11 protein-coding genes and 2 tRNA genes are annotated in these 18468 nt (G+C 43.9%); 6 read left to right on the forward strand and 7 right to left on the reverse strand.

Annotated elements, in window-relative coordinates:
• Positions 1-56: 56 nt before the first annotated feature.
• The 3 genes from B7P33_RS15955 to mutS form a co-directional block, all read right to left on the reverse strand.
• A tRNA-Leu gene (locus tag B7P33_RS15955) sits at positions 57-141 on the reverse strand.
• A gap of 144 nt (positions 142-285) precedes the next feature.
• Positions 286-361 (reverse strand) — tRNA-Gly (locus tag B7P33_RS15960).
• Positions 362-1178: 817 nt separating this feature from the next.
• Positions 1179-3794: a DNA mismatch repair protein MutS gene (gene mutS / locus B7P33_RS15965; RefSeq protein ID WP_216359398.1), complete on the reverse strand. Its 2616-nt coding sequence runs from the start codon at positions 3792-3794 to the stop codon at positions 1179-1181.
• Between the two features lie 385 nt (positions 3795-4179).
• Here mutS and B7P33_RS15970 point away from each other — a divergent pair, with 385 nt between their 5' ends.
• On the forward strand, positions 4180-4713 hold the full coding sequence (locus B7P33_RS15970; protein WP_097443227.1) for an RNA methyltransferase: 534 nt from the start codon (positions 4180-4182) through the stop codon (positions 4711-4713).
• Positions 4714-4984: 271 nt separating this feature from the next.
• Here the strand turns inward: B7P33_RS15970 and folK are convergent, their stop codons facing one another.
• Positions 4985-6130 carry a 2-amino-4-hydroxy-6-hydroxymethyldihydropteridine diphosphokinase gene (gene folK / locus B7P33_RS15975; RefSeq protein ID WP_097443228.1) on the reverse strand — a complete coding sequence of 382 codons (1146 nt, stop codon included), beginning with the start codon at positions 6128-6130 and terminating at the stop codon, positions 4985-4987.
• 220 nt (positions 6131-6350) lie between these two features.
• Between folK and sppA the strand changes: the two genes are divergently transcribed.
• Positions 6351-8108: a signal peptide peptidase SppA gene (gene sppA, locus B7P33_RS15980; protein ID WP_097443229.1), complete on the forward strand. Its 1758-nt coding sequence runs from the start codon at positions 6351-6353 to the stop codon at positions 8106-8108.
• Between the two features lie 140 nt (positions 8109-8248).
• On the opposite strand, the gene B7P33_RS15985 is transcribed toward sppA, so the two are convergent.
• On the reverse strand, positions 8249-10336 hold the full coding sequence (locus B7P33_RS15985; RefSeq protein WP_097443230.1) for a DUF5723 family protein: 2088 nt from the start codon (positions 10334-10336) through the stop codon (positions 8249-8251).
• 187 nt (positions 10337-10523) lie between these two features.
• Here B7P33_RS15985 and B7P33_RS15990 point away from each other — a divergent pair, with 187 nt between their 5' ends.
• Both B7P33_RS15990 and B7P33_RS15995 read left to right on the forward strand, forming a co-directional pair.
• Complete coding sequence (locus B7P33_RS15990) at positions 10524-11249, forward strand: queuosine precursor transporter (RefSeq protein ID WP_097443231.1); 726 nt, start codon at positions 10524-10526, stop codon at positions 11247-11249.
• Positions 11250-11280: 31 nt separating this feature from the next.
• On the forward strand, positions 11281-13962 hold the full coding sequence (locus B7P33_RS15995; RefSeq protein WP_097443232.1) for an AsmA family protein: 2682 nt from the start codon (positions 11281-11283) through the stop codon (positions 13960-13962).
• 55 nt (positions 13963-14017) lie between these two features.
• Here B7P33_RS15995 and B7P33_RS16000 read toward each other — a convergent pair whose 3' ends face one another.
• Complete coding sequence (locus B7P33_RS16000; protein ID WP_097443233.1) at positions 14018-14812, reverse strand: DUF2797 domain-containing protein; 795 nt, start codon at positions 14810-14812, stop codon at positions 14018-14020.
• A 168-nt stretch (positions 14813-14980) separates the two neighbouring features.
• Here B7P33_RS16000 and B7P33_RS16005 point away from each other — a divergent pair, with 168 nt between their 5' ends.
• Both B7P33_RS16005 and B7P33_RS16010 read left to right on the forward strand, forming a co-directional pair.
• Positions 14981-16495, forward strand: coding sequence for a GH3 auxin-responsive promoter family protein (locus B7P33_RS16005; RefSeq protein WP_097443234.1), 1515 nt, complete (start codon positions 14981-14983; stop codon positions 16493-16495).
• A 71-nt stretch (positions 16496-16566) separates the two neighbouring features.
• Positions 16567-17106: a hypothetical protein gene (locus tag B7P33_RS16010; RefSeq protein WP_097443235.1), complete on the forward strand. Its 540-nt coding sequence runs from the start codon at positions 16567-16569 to the stop codon at positions 17104-17106.
• A 79-nt stretch (positions 17107-17185) separates the two neighbouring features.
• Here B7P33_RS16010 and clpX read toward each other — a convergent pair whose 3' ends face one another.
• Entirely contained in the window at positions 17186-18421 is a 1236-nt protein-coding gene (gene clpX, locus B7P33_RS16015) for an ATP-dependent Clp protease ATP-binding subunit ClpX (protein WP_097443236.1), read from the reverse strand.
• Positions 18422-18468: the final 47 nt, after the last annotated feature.

An 18468-nucleotide genomic window follows, 5' to 3' on the forward strand; every position in this document is an offset into this window, starting at 1 on the left:
TGTTATTGCCGGCATGAAAAAACCCTTCAAAATCAATTGATTAAGAAGGGTTTTCGTACTCGAGGCGGGACTTGAACCCGCACGGCCATAATGGCCATTGGATTTTAAGTCCAACGTGTCTACCAATTCCACCACTCGAGCATCCTTGGCTCAGTGTCTCCCTCCCTCCCGTTAGCTATCGGGATATCGGGACCACCACTCGGGCCCTTGGCCATACGACATATGGCATTTCGGTAGTGTGTTAACAAAAAACGATTCCATTGGTAGTAATGGAACCGCTTTCGTTGGAGCGAAAAACGGGATTCGAACCCGCGACCTCAACCTTGGCAAGGTTGCGCTCTACCAACTGAGCTATTTTCGCGTATATCACGCGGTTTCCCATCGTGATCGTCTGTTTAAGAACATGCACCCAACCTTGTGGTGTGATGCGGAGGCAAATTTAATACATTTCTTGAAAAAGCAAAGCAAACCCTGCGGAAAAATGTACTTTTTCTTTAGCTAGATTTTTGTTTGAAACCTAAACCTCGGGTTCTGAGGTGTTCAGATGAATTAAGAATTTGGTTTTATTCCCCCCCTCTACCTCTGGGAGAGGGGGCTAGGGGGTGAGGGCATCATGTCCCCGGATTACATGTAGCAATAACGGAAACCTTATTTATGAAATTTGAATGGAGGTAAACTACGCAGGTAACCAAATCCCAGAAACGCTTACTACAGGTACATAAAATGTCCACTTTAAGGCTAGGGGGTGAGGGCAGCGCGTCACGGATTAAATGTTAGGAATAACGGAAACATGATAAAGGAATATGAAAAAGGGTAAACTGCGCAGTCAAACAAATACTAGGATGGATTCTTACGGGTACACCAAGTGTTCACTTTAAGGCTAGGGGGTGAAGGCAGCGCGTCACGGATTAAATGTGCTAATGGAAATCAAGGTTAATTAAAAACGTTATTTGGAAGTAGACTTCTATCTCTCTATTAAGTGCTTCAAGATAACCGTATGGGCTGTAACACAGAGTTTCACGGAGTAGCCCCGAGTAGCACAGAGATACTCAATTCGTCATTGATATTACTCTCACAAAGCTTTAACAGTATAAATCCATTAAACAACCATAAACCCTTCAAACAGGCGAACTGAGTTACCCCCTTTGGGGTCCCGATTAATATCGGGGAGGGGGCTCTTAATTCGCCTTCTTCTTGGTGAGTAATCGTTTGATCTCATTCAATTTCATCAAGGCCTCGACCGGGGTAAGCGTATTGATGTCGAGATGTATGATTTCTTCCTTGATTTCTTCCAACAAAGGGTCGTCGAGCTGGAAGAAACTCAATTGCATTTCGTTTTGGGCGGCCACCAAACCATCGGTCAATTCTTCATTGGAATGCGATTTTTCGAGTTTGGTCAGTATTTTATTCGCCTTTTGGATCACTTGTTGGGGCATTCCGGCCATTTTGGCTACATGTATACCGAAACTGTGCTCGCTTCCACCGGGCACCAACTTGCGCAAAAAGAGTACATTGTCCTTGGTTTCGCGTATAGAAACGTTATAGTTTTTGATCCGTTCGAAACTACTGGCCATTTCATTCAGTTCGTGGTAGTGGGTCGCAAAGAGGGTTTTGGCCTTGGCAGGATGCTCATGCAAATATTCCGAAATGGCCCAGGCAATGGAGATACCGTCGTAGGTACTGGTACCCCTACCGATTTCATCTAACAAGACCAAGCTGCGCTCCGATAGGTTGTTCAAAATAGAGGCAGTCTCGTTCATCTCTACCATAAAGGTCGATTCGCCCATAGAGATATTATCACTGGCACCTACACGGGTAAAAATTTTGTCTACACAACCGATATGGGCTTTTTTGGCAGGCACGAAACCCCCCATTTGTGCCAAAAGCACGATAAGGGCGGTTTGTCGTAAAATAGCCGATTTACCACTCATATTGGGCCCCGTGATCATAATGAGCTGTTGCTGTTCCCGATCTAACCGAATGTCGTTGGTTATGTATTGTTCGCCAAGGGGCAGTTGTTTTTCTATAACCGGATGGCGGCCTTCGGTAATATCCAAGGCGGTAGAATCGTCAACCAATGGCTGGTGATAGTTGTTGTCCAAGGCCAATTGGGCAAAACCGCATAAACAATCGATTTGGGCCAAACCATGGGCATTGGCCTGCACAGGTTCGATATATTCATGCATCCAGAGCACCAATTGGGTGAATAGTTGCTGCTCTAAACTTAAGATGCGCTCTTCTGCCCCAAGTATTTTAGCCTCTAGTTCTTTAAGTTCTTCGGTAATATAGCGCTCTGCATTCACCAAGGTCTGTTTGCGGATCCACTCTGGCGGTACTTTGTCTTTATGGGTGTTACGGACTTCTATATAATAACCAAACACATTGTTGGAGGCGATCTTTAAAGAGGTGATGCCCGTGCGTTCGGTTTCCCGTTCCAGCATTTTTTGCAATACATCCTTGCTCGAAAAAGCGAGTTCTCGTAAACTGTCGAGTTCTTCGGAATAGCCGGTGGCAATGGCATTGCCCTTTAAAATGTTCGCTGGGGCCTCTTCGTGCAACATCTCTTTGATACGTGTGCGAAGGGCATCGCAAGAATCTAATTGCTGGGCATAGGCCTGTAAGGCGGCATCGCCACTTTGTACCAAAAGGTTCTTTATGGGGCCAACCACCTCCAATGAATTTTTGAGTAGCACGGTCTCTTTCGGACAAATCTTACCCGTAGCCACTTTAGAGATCAAGCGCTCCAGATCGCCTAAATGTTTTACGTAATTCGTTAACGAACCCAAGAGTTCAGGGGTTTTTACCAAATGGGCCACCATTTGGTGCCGTTGCTGTATACGGGTCATGTTCTTTAGGGGCAAGGCCAACCAGCGTTTAAGCATACGCCCGCCCATCGGGCTTATGGTCTTATCGATGACATCGAGTAAAGTAACCGCATTTTGGTGGGGACTTTGATACAGTTCTAGGTTACGGATGGTAAAACGATCCATCCATACGTATTCATCCTCTACAATGGGTTGCAGGCGATTGATGTGTTGTAACTGCCTATGTTGGGTTTCCGATAGGTAATGTAATACCGTGCCCGAGGCAATAATACCATGGGGCAGGTGATCTATCCCATACCCTTTTAGGTTCTTGGTCTTAAAATGTTTGGTGAGGGTCTCATGGGCATAATCTTCTTGAAAGATCCAATCTTCAAGAAAAAAACTGTGCCATTGGTCACCAAAACGTTCCAAAAATTCCGTTTTATGGGCCTTGGACACCAAAACCTCGGAAGGAGAAAAGTTCTGCAGTAATTTATCGATTTGCTCAGTACTACCTTGGGCGGTTAAAAATTCGCCCGTAGAAATATCCAAAAAGGCAATGCCCATAAACCTTTTGGCAAAATGTACCGCACAAAGAAAGTTATTGGTTTTGGCATTGAGTATGTCGTCGTTCAGGGCTACCCCGGGGGTAACCAGTTCGGTAACCCCACGTTTAACAATGGTTTTGGTTTGTTTGGGGTCTTCCAATTGGTCGCAAATGGCCACCCGCTGACCTGCTTTTACCAGTTTGGGTAAATAGGTGTGCAACGAATGATGCGGAAAACCGGCCAATTCGGTTTTGTCGCCCCCATTGTTCCTATAGGTTTGCACGATACCCAAAATTTGGGCAGCTTTTACGGCATCTTCACCAAAGGTCTCGTAAAAATCGCCCACACGGAAAAGCAACATGGCATCGGGGTATTTTTGTTTGATGCTATTGTATTGCTGCATTAAGGGGGTAACTTTCTTTGATGCCGATTTTTTAGCCAAGCCTTGGTATTTTAAGTTAATTTTGCTGCCAATCTAATGGACGAAAATAGCGTTTTCCCTCAGGAAATATAACTTTTGTTGATATTTTGGCATAAGTGTCCGAAAGTTAGTTCGAAGAAGGCTTCGCTATCCTCGCCCTGCCCCATGGCATGGGAAGAAATTAGAAAATTGACTTTGTGATAATCACCGTTTTATGTTTTCGATTTTTGTAAAAAAATCTGCTAAAATAAGCAAGAAGGATTCTTTTGATTCGGTTTGGGAATTACAAAAGTGTAAGCGGCTGGTTTTATTAGTCTTTTTTCTTTGTTCTTTGCTCTTTTCGTCTAAAGCCATCAAGTTTCAGATGGCTTTGATATTTGGGGATAACTAAAAGCTAAGGTAAAAGATGCGAAAACTACGGAATAACGAATTGGAACGTTTGTCGGTTCAAGACTATAAAGATAGCGATAAGACTCCCTTGGTGGTAGTGTTGGATAATATCCGGAGTTTAAACAATATTGGTTCGGTTTTCCGTACTGCCGATGCCTTTTTGATAGAAAAAATCATTTTGTGCGGTATTACGGCCCAACCACCCCATAAAGATATCCATAAAACCGCATTGGGGGCCACCGAAAGTGTAGACTGGTCTTATGAAGAAGACACCTTAACGGCTGTTGCTGGGCTACAGCAGCATGGCTATTCGGTTTGGGCCGTAGAACAGGCCGAAGGGGCCCAAATGTTGGATACATATTCTACAGCGAACCAACAAAAAATGGCCGTAGTTTTCGGTAATGAGGTAAAAGGGGTGCAACAAGAAGTGGTATCGGCCTGCGATGGGGTATTGGAAATCCCGCAATTCGGCACTAAACATTCCTTAAACATTTCGGTGAGCGTTGGAGTGGTGCTTTGGGATTTGTTTTCTAAGATAAAACGTCGGTGATTTTCACTCCTTCTCCTGCGCCTGTCCCGCAGAATGGCGGGAAGGGAGGGGGGAGGGGGTGAGGGTCCACTAAGCTTCGGTAATTACCGGGTTTTAGGATTTGTTCACCAAATTGAAAAGGCGGTAAAGTTTAATTCCCAGTCTCTTAAAAAGAAAAAACCCGTGCTAGGCACGGGTCTTTCAATATATAGTTTGAGTTAGTTGTTCGTTATTTTGGGTACGCAATAAAACAAATCCTTGCCTTCCTTGCAAATAAAATGTGAAATATTCCTTAAAAAAGCTGGCGTATCATGAATTTTTTAAGGGCTTGTAAGATAATTCCATAATCTGTAGGGCGTTCTACAAAATCGAGTTCACTAACATCGATTACCAAGGCGTTACGGTCCGGAGAACCCTTGATAAATTCAAAATACCCTTTGTTTATTTTCTCCAAATAATCGGGTGATATTTCTTGTTCGTAGCCGCGTCCCCTTTTTCTAATGTTGGCCAATAGTCTTTCGGTATTCTGGTATAAATACACGTAAATGTCGGGTTTTTTAACCTCCTTATACATAAAATCGAATAGCTTTCGATATAGTCGAAACTCTTCCTCTGGCAAGGTGACTTTTGCAAAAATCAGTGATTTACGGATGTCGTAGTCACTGACCATAAAGTTCTTAAATAGGTCAAATTGTGAGGTATCGTCCGTAAACTGTTGGTAGCGGTCGGCCAAAAAAGACATCTCTAAGGGAAAGGCATACCTATTCGGGTCTTTATAGAATTTGGGCAGGAATGGGTTGTCGGCAAAACGTTCCAATACCAATTTGGCATTGAAATCCTCGGCGAGCATATGGGTCAGTGTGGTTTTACCTGCACCGATATTGCCTTCAATGGTCAAAAACTGCAATTGAGTCAAAAAGGCCAGCTCCGTTTTTGTTAAGTTTTGGTCGAGTTTCCGCAAAGGACTTTGGTCACTACATTGCTGTAAAAGGTTTCTGCTGTCTTTCTTTAGCTGGGGATGGTAATAATTCGGGGCTATGTCACAAAGGGGCTTCAATACGAACCTACGTTCCTGCAATTTGGGATGCGGAATGGTCACGGTATCGTTCGCAATTACAATATCATCATAGTATAAGATGTCTAAATCTAGACTGCGGGAAGCATACCCTTCGTCCGGGGTTCGGGTACGTCCCATTTCTGTTTCGATTTTCAGTAATTCCGACATGAGTTCGGTGGGCTCCATAGCCGTTTCCAGTTCAATACAGGCATTGTAAAAATCGTCTCCCTCAAAACCAATAGCGGCATTTTCATAAACACGGGAAATTTGGGTGACCGAACCCAAACGTTTACCCATAAGAAAAACCGCTTCCTGTAGGTTATAAAAGCGCTCCCCTTGGTTGCTTCCTAACGAAATATAGGCCGTGTGCATCTCCTTCATAACCTACAAAGAAACGAAACCATTTTTATATGTTGCCACACACTGACTACTAAGATTGGGCAAGCCTTTGCGTAGGTTTTATCTAGTATGACAACAGTAGAAGTAGGGCAATACTTATATTTGCTGATTTTTAATGGGTTGTGTCTTTAGCGTAACAAATTGCTGAAAACCGAGACTAACCTTTAAAAGAAAGTGGTATAACCACAATATTGTATTGTATATGAAATTCTTACGAAATCTTCTGGCCTCTATTTTAGGAGGACTAATAGCGATGGGTATCGCATTCTTTATGTTTTTTATGTTGATGGCACTATTGGGTCAGGCGGAGCCGGTTACGGTTAAAAACGACTCTGTTTTATTGTTCGAACTTAAAGATCCGGTAAAGGATTATGTAGGTGGCGACAAAGAAGACCCCTTTGCCGGGCTCTTCGATGAGGCCATGGGGCTCGATGAGATATTGCATGCAGTCGAAGCCGCAAAATCCGATGATAAAATTAAAGGCATTGTCATTAAAAACGTCTTTGCCCAGGCTGGTTTGGCCCAAGTACAGGCCATGCGAAAGGCCCTGGAGGATTTTAAGACCTCCGGAAAATTCGTCTATGCCTATAGTGATTACTATCCGCAAAAAGATTATTATTTGGCCTCAGTTGCCGATTCGGTTTATCTGAACCCGGTCGGTGGTATGGATTTTATGGGCTTGGCTTCTGAAGTCCTATATTTTAAAGATGTACAGGAGAAAAGCGGACTCAAAATGGAGGTAATCCGTCATGGTAAGTATAAAAGTGCCGTTGAACCCTTCTTGGCCAATGAGATGAGTGCCGCCAATAGAGAGCAGATTTCCGAATTATTGCATTCCGTTTGGGGGGCTATGGCCGCAGAAATTGCTGATTCTCGGAATTTAGATTTGACCGCACTGAATAAAATAGCCGATACCTTGGGTGCACGTTCTACCAAAATGGCCGTGCAAAGTGGTTTAATAGACGGAATCCCATTTTACGATGAGTTCGAGACCATGATCAAAGAAGGTATGGGTAAGGATTCCGAGGAGGATCTAGATTATATTTCATTGGCAAAATACATGCAGGCAGCCAATACCAAAAAACCAAGCACTAAGAATCGCATTGCGGTTATCTATGCCCAGGGCGATATTTTGTTCGGTGAGGGCAATGAAAAGTATATAGGTCAGGGACTCATGACCAAGGCGCTAAGAAAAGCGCGTGAAGACGAAGATATAAAAGCTATAGTGCTTCGGGTAAACTCCCCGGGAGGTTCCGCTTTGGTGTCTGATATTATTTGGCGAGAGGTAGAACTGACCAAGGCCGAGAAACCTGTAGTGGTTTCCATGGGGAATGTAGCGGCTTCGGGTGGTTATTATATTGCTACCGGGGCGCACAAGATTTTTGCCGAGCCTACGACCATAACCGGTTCTATTGGAGTTTTTGGAACCATCCCGAATGGGGCTGAACTTATGGGCGAAATTGGTATCAATGCCGAGCAAGTGGGTACCCATGCCAACTCTATTGATTATTCCTTTTTTGAACCCATGGGCGAAGGCTTCCGAAATCGGGTACAAGAGGGTATAGAAGAAACCTATAACACCTTTTTATCCCGTGTTTCCGAGGGAAGGGGCATGACGGTAGATCAAGTAAATGCCGTGGCCCAAGGCCGTGTGTGGAGTGGGGTAGATGCCCTTGAAAACGGCTTGGTCGATGAATTGGGCGGATTGGAAGATGCTATTGCGGCCGCTGCCGAACTGGCGGAAGTCGATACCTATAGAATTAAAAACCTTCCACATTTTAAAACCGGTTTAGAACGTTTTATGGCAGACCTCTCTGGAGCCAAGGCCGAATTCATGTCCGATATGGTAAAACAAGAGTTAGGCAGCGAAAGCTATGAGGTTTTACAACAGCTCAAGGCCATGTCGCAAAACGCACAGACCATTCAGGCACGTATGCCTTTTGCGTTGGAGATAAAGTAATTGCAAGGAATTACATAAAGGAAGAATGTTAGATTACCAAAATAAAAAGGCCCCAACGCATTGGGGCCTTTTTGTTTATCTATAGTCTACCCATGCCATGGGGCAGGGCGGGGTCAGCGAAGCGGTCTACAATCTAATTTCTACTTGATTAGATTGATCTCTACCCTTCTATTTTGCTTACGACCGTGTTTGTACATATTGGTAGCTATAGGCTTCATCTCACCAAATCCTTTCGATTCCAATCGTGAGGCATCGACCCCGGCACTTACTAAGAAATCCAAAACGGATTTGGCCCGGTTTTCCGAGAGTTTTTGGTTGGTCTCATACGAGCCGATACTGTCGGTATGACCCTCAATACTGAATCGGGCATTGGGATATTCGGCCAGTATGGCTACGATGTCGTTCAGAACGGTATGCGAGGCGTCTTGTATGTTAGCTGTACCCGTGTCGAATAATATCGTTTTGGCGTAATCGTTCAGGGCTTTTTGTACGGTTTCGGTAAGCTCGGGGCAGCCGTTGTTGGCCACGGTGCCCACGGTTTCCGGACATTGGTCGTCTTTGTCTAAAACCCCATCACTATCGGTGTCTGGCCAAGGGCAACCGTTATTGGCAACGGGACCGGCTTCCTGTGGACAACTATCGTCTTGATCCAATAAACCATCACCGTCGGTATCGGGCCATGGGCAGCCTTTGTTTTCTTCTGGACCGGCCTGTTCTGGGCAGGCGTCGTCTTTATCCAAAACATCGTCTCCATCGGTATCTGGCCAAGGACAACCATTGTTTTCTACAGGCCCATGTTTATCAGGGCACTCGTCCAGTTTGTCTTTAATACCGTCGCCATCGCGATCCCGCACTTTGGGTTGGTATACCGGAATCTTAAGACCGGCATATACATCGGCCGAATTGAATTTATCGCTTAACAATACGGTAAGTACCGAGCCAGAACCTATATATAAAGGTCCGGCACGTAATCCGGCTCCCCATTGAAAACCGAACTGTTCTACCATTCGAATGGGTGAATAGAAGCTGAACCATTTGCTCTCATATCTTGGGGTAAGGGCCACTTCGTTCAATTGACGGTTGGCATCTACCCGAGATTTGGAAACCAAGGAAAGGTCGGTATTCAGATTCAAATAAAAGTGATTCGTAAAGCTGTAATCGACATTAGCATGAAGCATGGTCGGCAATTTTGCGGTTACCGCATTTTGGGAAGAGACTTCGGTATACAAATCGTCCAAAGCTTCTTCCAAGGTGTCGTAATCGTCAAAGGCGTCTTCATCTATAGTGGCATTGATATCGTAGAGCTTTTCGGTACCGTTGGGGTATTTGATAGAACCGAAATCGGTTAACGAAAGTCCGGCCTTTAGCTTGTATTTGTTGGCGTATTTGGCCAAATAGGGTCCGTTGTCGGGGTCGTTTAATAAGTATTTGTCCTTGTCGGGCCGCCATTCGTACACGAATCCGATATCGGCCCCAAAACCATTTACTCCTTTAAGGACCTCAAAGTCGTCCTCTTGCAAATTTTCGGAGAAACCATAACGCAGGTTTCCGGTTGAGGTAATGCTGCCCACCGTGCCTTGGCCGGGTATGGTTATACCGTCCGCATCATAATCTACCGACAGGTTTTCACCAGAACCATAGGCCTGTCCAAAACCTTGTAAGTATTTTAAACTGATACCACCCTTTACAAAATGGGCGTCTTTTTGATATAGGATACGGGCGTAAGTAACACCTATTTCTGCCCAACCATGGGCATTTCCGTAGAGATCTTCTTCATCGATCATAAAATCTTGTTCCTCGTCGAAACCGTCGATCAGGGTGTCTAGGTTTTCGCCATTTACATCGTTAATGTTCACCATGGCCCGGGCCCGGGTAAAAATGGCTATCGAACTTTTAGGGTTTAAGTTGAACATAAAAGATGGACCCAATACATCGACATGGGCAATGCCATTATTCGAGCTTTTGGTCGATTTTTCGGCATCTTCCTCAAAATTGAAATCGTCTTCAAAAAGATCCTTGAAGCGAACCGAATACAAATCGTTGCCGCCAAGGGCACTGACACCGATCAGGTTAATGTCGGTTTTGAAGCGGGAGTCGGCAATATTGGCCGGGTTGGCAATTAGTCCATGTACACCACTGTAGTTATCCGTTAAGAAACCGGTGTAAGATTGGGCCAGTAATCCGTGTAGCATACAGAAAAAAAGTACGGGGGTCAAAAACTTTTTCATGGGTTATATGTTGTTGGTAGGCGTTTTTTAGGTTGTTAAATCGTGGACTAAGTAACATATTTCCAAAATACTGGAGCTAAAATTGCTGGATATAGCCCCATTTTTGTTGTGTAAACCAATTCTGTAAAGGTGTAGTTGGCCTGGGCGCGGGTTTGCGCGTCCGCTTAATTTTCGGTAGTTTCCCTCTATGGAAAAAGCGACACTTAGTGTTAAAGACCGCCGATTGGCTTTTAACCTGTACCTGTACCTTGGAGCGCTGTTCATCACTTCATTGGTGGTCTCCAACCTTATCTTCCAGAAATTTTTCCATTGGTACCCATTCGGCGATATAACTGTTTTCGGGGCGCCTTTATTTGAGATTTCCGTTGGTATATTGCCTTACCCAATTACTTTTTTAATAACCGATCTTATTTCTGAGATCTATGGAAAAAAGAATGCCAACCGTATCGTAATCACAGGTATTTTTGCTTCTTTTTTCTCTTTAGGTATTATTTACGTAGCCAATGAGACCGATGCCACCAGTTGGTCGCCGGTAAAGAACGGCATGTTCTCCGATGTGTTCGGCAATACCAAAATTGCGGTACTGGCCTCGATGTTGGCGTATCTGTTCGCGCAATTCATTGATATCCAGATTTATCATTTCTGGAAAAAGCTCACCAAAGGCCGTATGCTTTGGCTACGGAACAATGGGTCTACCTTTGCTTCCCAATTTATAGATACCTTTACCGTAGTCTTTCTTTTATGTGCTTTTGGAGAGATTCCGTGGGAACGTTTTAAAGGACTTTTGATTAGTGGATTTTTATTCAAAATTTTTGTTGCCTTTTTAGATACGCCATTGCTATATTTTTTCGTTTACCTCTTTAGAAAAAGATTCGGACTACAGGTGCAGGAAGAAATCCCCTTGGATAACTAAGACCTTGTAGCCGTTTCAAAAATTGCTCACGATGAAGAAATGGCTCAAAATCTTACTGTCTGTTTTAGTGTTGGTAATCATAGCCTTGGTTGCCATTCCCTATTTGTTCGAAGATCGTTTGGCGCAAATGGTCAAAGATCAAGTTAACGCCCAAATACACGCCGAATTTGATTTTGATGCCGTAGACCTGTCGTTGCTTTCCAGTTTTCCTAAGGCCGAACTAGAATTACAAGGCGTACACATTATTAATAAGGAGCCTTTCGCCGGTGATACTTTGTTCGCAGCCAAAAAAATTGATTTGGCCATGGGGCTTACCCAATTGTTCGGTTCCGACGGACTATCCATTTCTAAACTGGCATTGGATGGGGGTAGGGTTAATGTGTTGGTAGATGCCCAGGGAAATGCCAATTATGATATTGCCAAATCGGATGCGGAAACTACAACAGACGATGCTGGGGGTGAATCAAGCGGTAACACCGAACTAAACTTACAGTATTACGAAATTACCGATAGCCGTATCTCATATAACGATGCTACCCTCGATTTTCATTTGGTACTCGAGGATTTCAACCATAAAGGTTCGGGCGACCTTTCGGCTTTGCAAAGCGAACTGGTAACGGAAACCAAAACCTGGGTCTCTTTGACCATGGATAACACCAAGTATCTAAATAAGAATAGCCTAAGTTGGGATGCCGTTTTGGGCATGGACCTAGAAACCAATACCTATACCTTTAAAGAGAACAAGGCCTTGATCAATAGATTGCCCTTGGTTTTCGATGGGTTTGTTCAACTTTTGGAAAACGGGCAACAGCTCGATATTAGTTTTAATACCCCTTCTACCGATTTCGCCAACTTTTTGGCCCTGATTCCCGAAAATTACACGGCCGATATCTCTGGCGTAAAGACCAGTGGTAACTTTGAAGTATCCGGTTTTGCCAAAGGGGTTATGGGCGAAGAAACCATACCTGCTTTTAGTGTGGATATTGTTTCGGAAAATGCCTCTTTTAAATATCCCGATTTACCCAAATCGGTGGAAAATATCCGCATCGATACCCATATCGGTAATAAAACCGGACGTTTAGATGATACCTATGTAGATGTCAATACCCTCGATTTCAGTATCGGGCAAGATCGCTTTAAAGCCAATGCCGCCGTGCGCCAATTAATGCAGAACCCAAGGGTGAAATCAGATTTGGTGGCCCATTTAGATCTGGGTGGTTTGTCGCAAGCCTATCCCATGCCTGCCGATTTGGATTTAAAAGGCCGCTTGGATGCCGATATGCATATGGCATTCGATATGGCTTCCATAGAAAATGAGCAATACGAAAAAACGGAACTTAACGGCCAGTTCGCCTTACGCGATTTCGAATATGCCGATGCGGCCATGAAAAATCCGGTTCAGATTCAAGAAGCGGCCCTAGCCTTTACCCCTCAAAAGGTAGACTTGCAACGTTTTCAAGGAAAAACTGGGCAATCCGATTTTAATGCCAGTGGTAGTTTGGAGAATTTTTTAGGGTTTATGTTCCGAGATGAGGCCCTGAAAGGCGATTTTACCTTGAACTCCAATACCCTATCCGTACTCGATTTTATGATGGCCGATTCCGGGGAGCAAGAGACAATGGTCTCTGAAACCGTGAATGCCGAAGAAGAACCCTTAAAAATACCGGCTTTTTTGGATTGTACCGTAAAAGCCAATGCGGCCAAGGTAATTTACGATAACCTAAGCCTGACACAAGTAAGCGCCGAAATGCGGATTAAAGACCAAACAGTGCGTTTAAGTAATGTACGGTCCGATCTTTTAGGGGGTAAACTGAGTTTTAATGGATTGGTGGCCACCCAAAACGAGACCCCGAATTTTGATATGGAATTGCAAATGGACGGTTTCGAAATCGGAGGGGTCTTGCAAAACCTGGAATTGTTCAAAATGGTGGCTCCAATAGCGAAAGTGTTGGAAGGCTCACTAGATTCGAAAATTAAACTAAGTGGGGATTTAAAATCTGATTTCACCCCGAATTTGGCCAAAACTTCCGGGGATTTGTGGGGACAATTGGTTGGGGGCGAGCTTAAAGCTTCTAAATCGCCCATGATTGCATCACTAGATAACGAACTGAAATTTTTAGACCTCTCGCAGCTTAATGTTAAAGACCTGCAAGCGGCTTTTAGTTTTCAAGATGGTGCCGTGGCCATGCAACCTATTCAATTGGCCTATAAAGACATACCGATAACCATAAGCGGAAAACACAGTTTAGATGCCCAAATGGGGTATACCATGCAACTCGAGGTACCAGCCAAATATTTGGGGGAAGAGGTAAATAAATTACTGGGCCAACTTGGCGATGAAAGCACCCAAAATCTAAAAGTACCCGTTAATGCCGTAATCGGAGGCAGTTTGGGGGCTCCGGAGATCAAAACCGATTTGGCGTCGGGGACCAAAGACCTGACCAAGCAATTGGTAGATGTGCAAAAGAAAAAACTCTTGGATAAAGGAACCCAAAGCCTAACCGATCTGTTGGGTGGTGGTAACCAAGCCGATTCCACCGAAACGAATAGCTCCGATGTGGTTTCCGATGTGCTTTCAAGTTTGGGTGGTACCAAAAACGATTCTACAAAAGCCAAGGATAGTGTACCCAAAGACGATGCCGTTAAAAAAGCCACCGATGTTTTAGGCGGACTATTCGGTAAAAAGAAAAAAAAGGATAGTACGAATCAATAGTGTATAACAGTCCCGGTTTAGAAAAACTCTGGTTATTCGCAAGTAAAATAAATTATTAACCTATATCCAATCCAACATACAAGCCCTCATTCGCACGTACATTAAAAACATGACCGTCTTCAAATAGTAGGTATTGTCCTTTTATACCTTGTAAAACGCCTTGGTAGTTTCCTGTCTTCTCGAGGTTCAGACTTTTAATTTTGGGCGCATAGGTTTTGGCCGGAAAATGGAGCTGGGTTTCGTCCCTATCCGCCAAAAAGTAAGATTGGGTCTCTTCGGGAATAAACTCCCGAAGTTTTTCACGCCAAGCTTTAAGGTCGGCATCTTCAATGGTATTGGTAACCATTTTACGCCAGTTAGTCTTATCGGCCACATGGGCTTTTAAGGCTACCTCGGTTATTCCGGCCAAATAGCGGTTGGGTACTTCTACGATTTCAATGGCTTCATGGGCCCCTTGGTCTATCCAACGTGTCGGAATCTGGCTTTTCCGAGTCACCCCTACCTTTACATTGCTTGAATTGGCCAGGTAGACGATATGGGGTTGCAATTGCGCTCGTTTTTCATAATCCAAATCCCGGTCTGCTTGGTCTAAATGCGCCGTGCTGAGTTCGGGCCGCATGATCCAATCGCCCGTAGCGGGGCTATCGAAAAAGCAGCTTCTACAAAAGCCTTGGCGGTATATGGGCCGGTCGTTGCCGCAGTTCAGGCATTGGGTTTTGACAAAGTTTAGGTGTAAGGTTTTACCCAAAAGCGGGTTCATATGTAAAAAATCGGACTCGAATTCTAGAAAATATTGAATGGGATCCTCAAATTCGGTCCTCATTTTGCGTAAAACACCTTCAAAAAGCATGGAAAACTATTTTGGGTCCTATTCGGTTTGATAAAATCGATTTTAGGACTTATTTTTATTTTTATCGTTTGGGCTGTTGATCAGCTTGGTTAGATGTATCCGAATGCACCATTTTTTTGATGGTTACAGCTACAGCTAATCTCGATTATCGAGTAAAGATACCCAAAAATGCCTATACCCTTATTCAATTCCATAGCCTCTTGGTTGCTGAAAAAGCGTTTTCACCAAATCGAATTATTCCTAAAGTATCCGGAGGAGGTACAGCAAGAAGTGTTGCAACGCCTGTTGCAAATGGCACGTAATACCGAGCTAGGGAAGCAGTACGGTTTTTCAGAAATCAATTCCTATGCCCAGTTCGCTGAAAGGGTTCCCGTTTCGGCCTATGAAGATATTGAGCCCATGATAGAACGCACCCGCAAAGGGGAGCAAGATTTGTTTTGGCCAACCCCTATTAAATGGTTTGCCAAAAGTAGCGGTACCACCAATGCCAAGAGCAAATTTATTCCGGTAAGTTCTGAGGCTTTGGAAGACTGTCATTACAATGCGGGTAAAGATCTTTTATCGCTTTATCTGAACAATAACGAAGAATCGCAATTGTTCAAGGGCAAGGGGCTTCGCTTGGGTGGTAGTAAAGAGTTGTACGAAAATAACGGCACCTATTTCGGTGATCTCTCGGCCATTCTGATCGATAATATGCCTTTATGGGCCGAGTTTAGCAGCACTCCAAGTAATAAAGTATCGCTTATGGGCGAGTGGGAGACCAAATTGGGTGCCATTATTGCCGAGAGCATTCAGGAGAATGTGACCAGTATGGCCGGGGTTCCGTCTTGGATGTTGGTCTTATTGAATCAGGTATTGGAAGAAACGGGTAAAGACCATTTATTCCAGGTATGGGAGAATCTTGAAGTATATTTCCATGGTGGGGTTAGTTTTGCCCCATATCGAGAGCAGTACCGAAAATTATTACCACGCAAGAGCTTTAAGTATTATGAAATATATAATGCTTCGGAAGGCTTTTTTGCCATTCAAGACCGAAATAACTCGCACGAACTATTGTTGATGCTCGATTACGGTATTTTTTATGAGTTCATTCCCATGAGTACTTATGGTACCCCAACTGAAAAGGTAGTGCCGCTGTGGGAGGTGGAAATGCATACCAATTATGCCGTGGTCATTACAACCAATGCCGGACTTTGGCGTTATTTGATTGGGGATACGGTAAGGTTTACTTCCTTAAGTCCGTATAGGGTGCGTGTCACAGGCCGAACCAAACACCATATCAATGTATTCGGTGAGGAACTGATTATTGAGAATGCCGAAGATGCCCTGAAAAATGTTTGCGAAAAGACCCAGGCCGAAATTGCCGACTATTCGGTGGCTCCCATTTTTATGTCGGGCAAGGAAAAAGGGGCGCACGAATGGATGATTGAATTTAGAAAGCCTCCCGAAAGCATGGGGTATTTTACCGAATTGCTAGATAATGCCCTTAAAAGCTTGAATTCTGATTATGAGGCAAAACGTTATAATAATATAACCCTGACCATGCCTAAAATACATTGCGGTCGTAACCATCTCTTTCATGATTGGTTAAAGGAAAAAGGTAAATTAGGAGGCCAGCATAAGGTGCCTAGATTGTCTAATTCTCGGGACTATATCGAGGAATTGATCCAAATGAACCAATAAAACGGGTCTTTCTACGTTAATTTCCCATATTGAATCCACAACACAGAACAACCCTGAAAAATTAATGGATTATGGGAACAAAACTACTTATCATTTCGGATATGTGGGGTGCCAAAGGAGGGCATTGGATTACATCCTATTTAGGTTACCTGCAACAGTACTATGATATTTCGTTCTATGATAGCCAGCAATTGGCCAATCTAGACCTTACCGTGGGTTCCGAAGACAACATTATGGACGCCTTTTTCAATGGCGGAATCGATAGGGCCGTTACACATTTAATGGCCAAAGAACAAGAACCTGCCCATATATTAGGTTTTGGGGTAGGGGCTACCATTGCTTGGAAGGCTGGTTTGTCGGGTATGCCTATGGAATCGCTTTATGCCATTTCACCAACACGTATTCAGTTAGAAGCCCAAAAGCCGCAATGCGGACACAATATTCTTTTTGGTGAATACGACCTGTCCAAACCAACCTATGAATGGGCCGATCGTATGTGTGCCGAATTGGAGATTTTCCCCAATTTTGGCCGTAAGCTGTATACCGATGAAAAGATTATCCAAAAAATCAGTCAAGATCTCTTGGCCCAGATTATTAAGAAAGCTGGTTAAGACCCGGATACTGAATAGAAAAAAGGGCAGTGATTTTGATCACTGCCCTTTTTTTATGTTTTGAAATCACATTGAAGCCTTAACTCACCGCTTTTAGTTTGTTCATGGTTTCTAGTGATAATTTCTTTTCAGCATAGGGTTTACTTACCTTGAATTCTTTTTCTTCGCTGCTTGGCATTTCGAACATAGCATCGGTAAATATAGCCTCACAAAGCGATCGAAGTCCACGAGCACCTAGTTTGTATTCTACCGCTTTTTCAACAATATAGTCCAAAGCTTGGTCGGTTATCTTTAATTCAATACCGTCCATTTCGAACAATTTCTCATATTGTTTTATAATCGCATTCTTGGGCTCGGTAAGAATGGCACGAAGGGTTTTAGCGTCTAGCGGGTTCATATGGGTAAGTACCGGTAAACGCCCAATAATCTCAGGAATCAATCCAAATTCCTTAAGGTCTTTGGGTATAATGTACTGTAGAATGTTTGAACCATCTAATCGGTCTTCGGCCTTAGAGGCACTATAACCTACGGCCTGCATATTCAAGCGCTTGGTAATAATGCGTTCGATACCATCGAAGGCACCACCGGCAATGAACAATATGTTTTCGGTGTTGACTTCTATAAACTTTTGGTCGGGGTGTTTACGTCCTCCCTTTGGTGGTACGTTCACGACCGTGCCTTCCAAAAGTTTCAACAAGCCTTGTTGAACCCCTTCGCCCGAAACATCACGGGTAATCGATGGGTTATCGCTCTTACGGGCGATTTTATCAATCTCGTCTATAAAAACGATCCCGCGCTCCGCCTTTTCCAAATTATAATCGGCAGCCTGTAATAAGCGGGTCAATATACTTTCTACATCTTCCCCTACATAACCGGCCTCGGTCAATACCGTGGCGTCTACAATGGCCAATGGTACATTTAACATGCGGGCAATGGTCTTGGCCATAAGGGTTTTACCGGTACCCGTTTGCCCAACCATTACAATATTACTTTTTTGGATTTCTACGTCGTCTTCGGCCTTAACGGGCTGCAAGAGGCGTTTGTAGTGGTTGTATACCGCTACCGACATAACCCTTTTGGTACGTTCTTGACCAATAATGAAGGTATCGAGGAATTCTTTTATTTCCAGAGGTTTCCGAAGGATAAGCTCGGCAGATAGGTCTTGGTTCTTCGATTGTTGCGTTTCTTCGGCAACAATACCATGGGCCTGTTCTATACAACGATCACAAATGTGGGCATCCAAACCTGCAATTAACAGGTTGGTTTCCGGTTTTTTGCGTCCGCAAAATGAGCATTCCAAATTTTCTTTCGCCATAATCCTTGATTAATTCGTAATAGCCAGTAGGGTTTCGAATTTGTGTT

This window comes from Sediminicola luteus, assembly GCF_002514735.1.
Classification (GTDB): Bacteria; Bacteroidota; Bacteroidia; order Flavobacteriales; family Flavobacteriaceae; genus HQA918.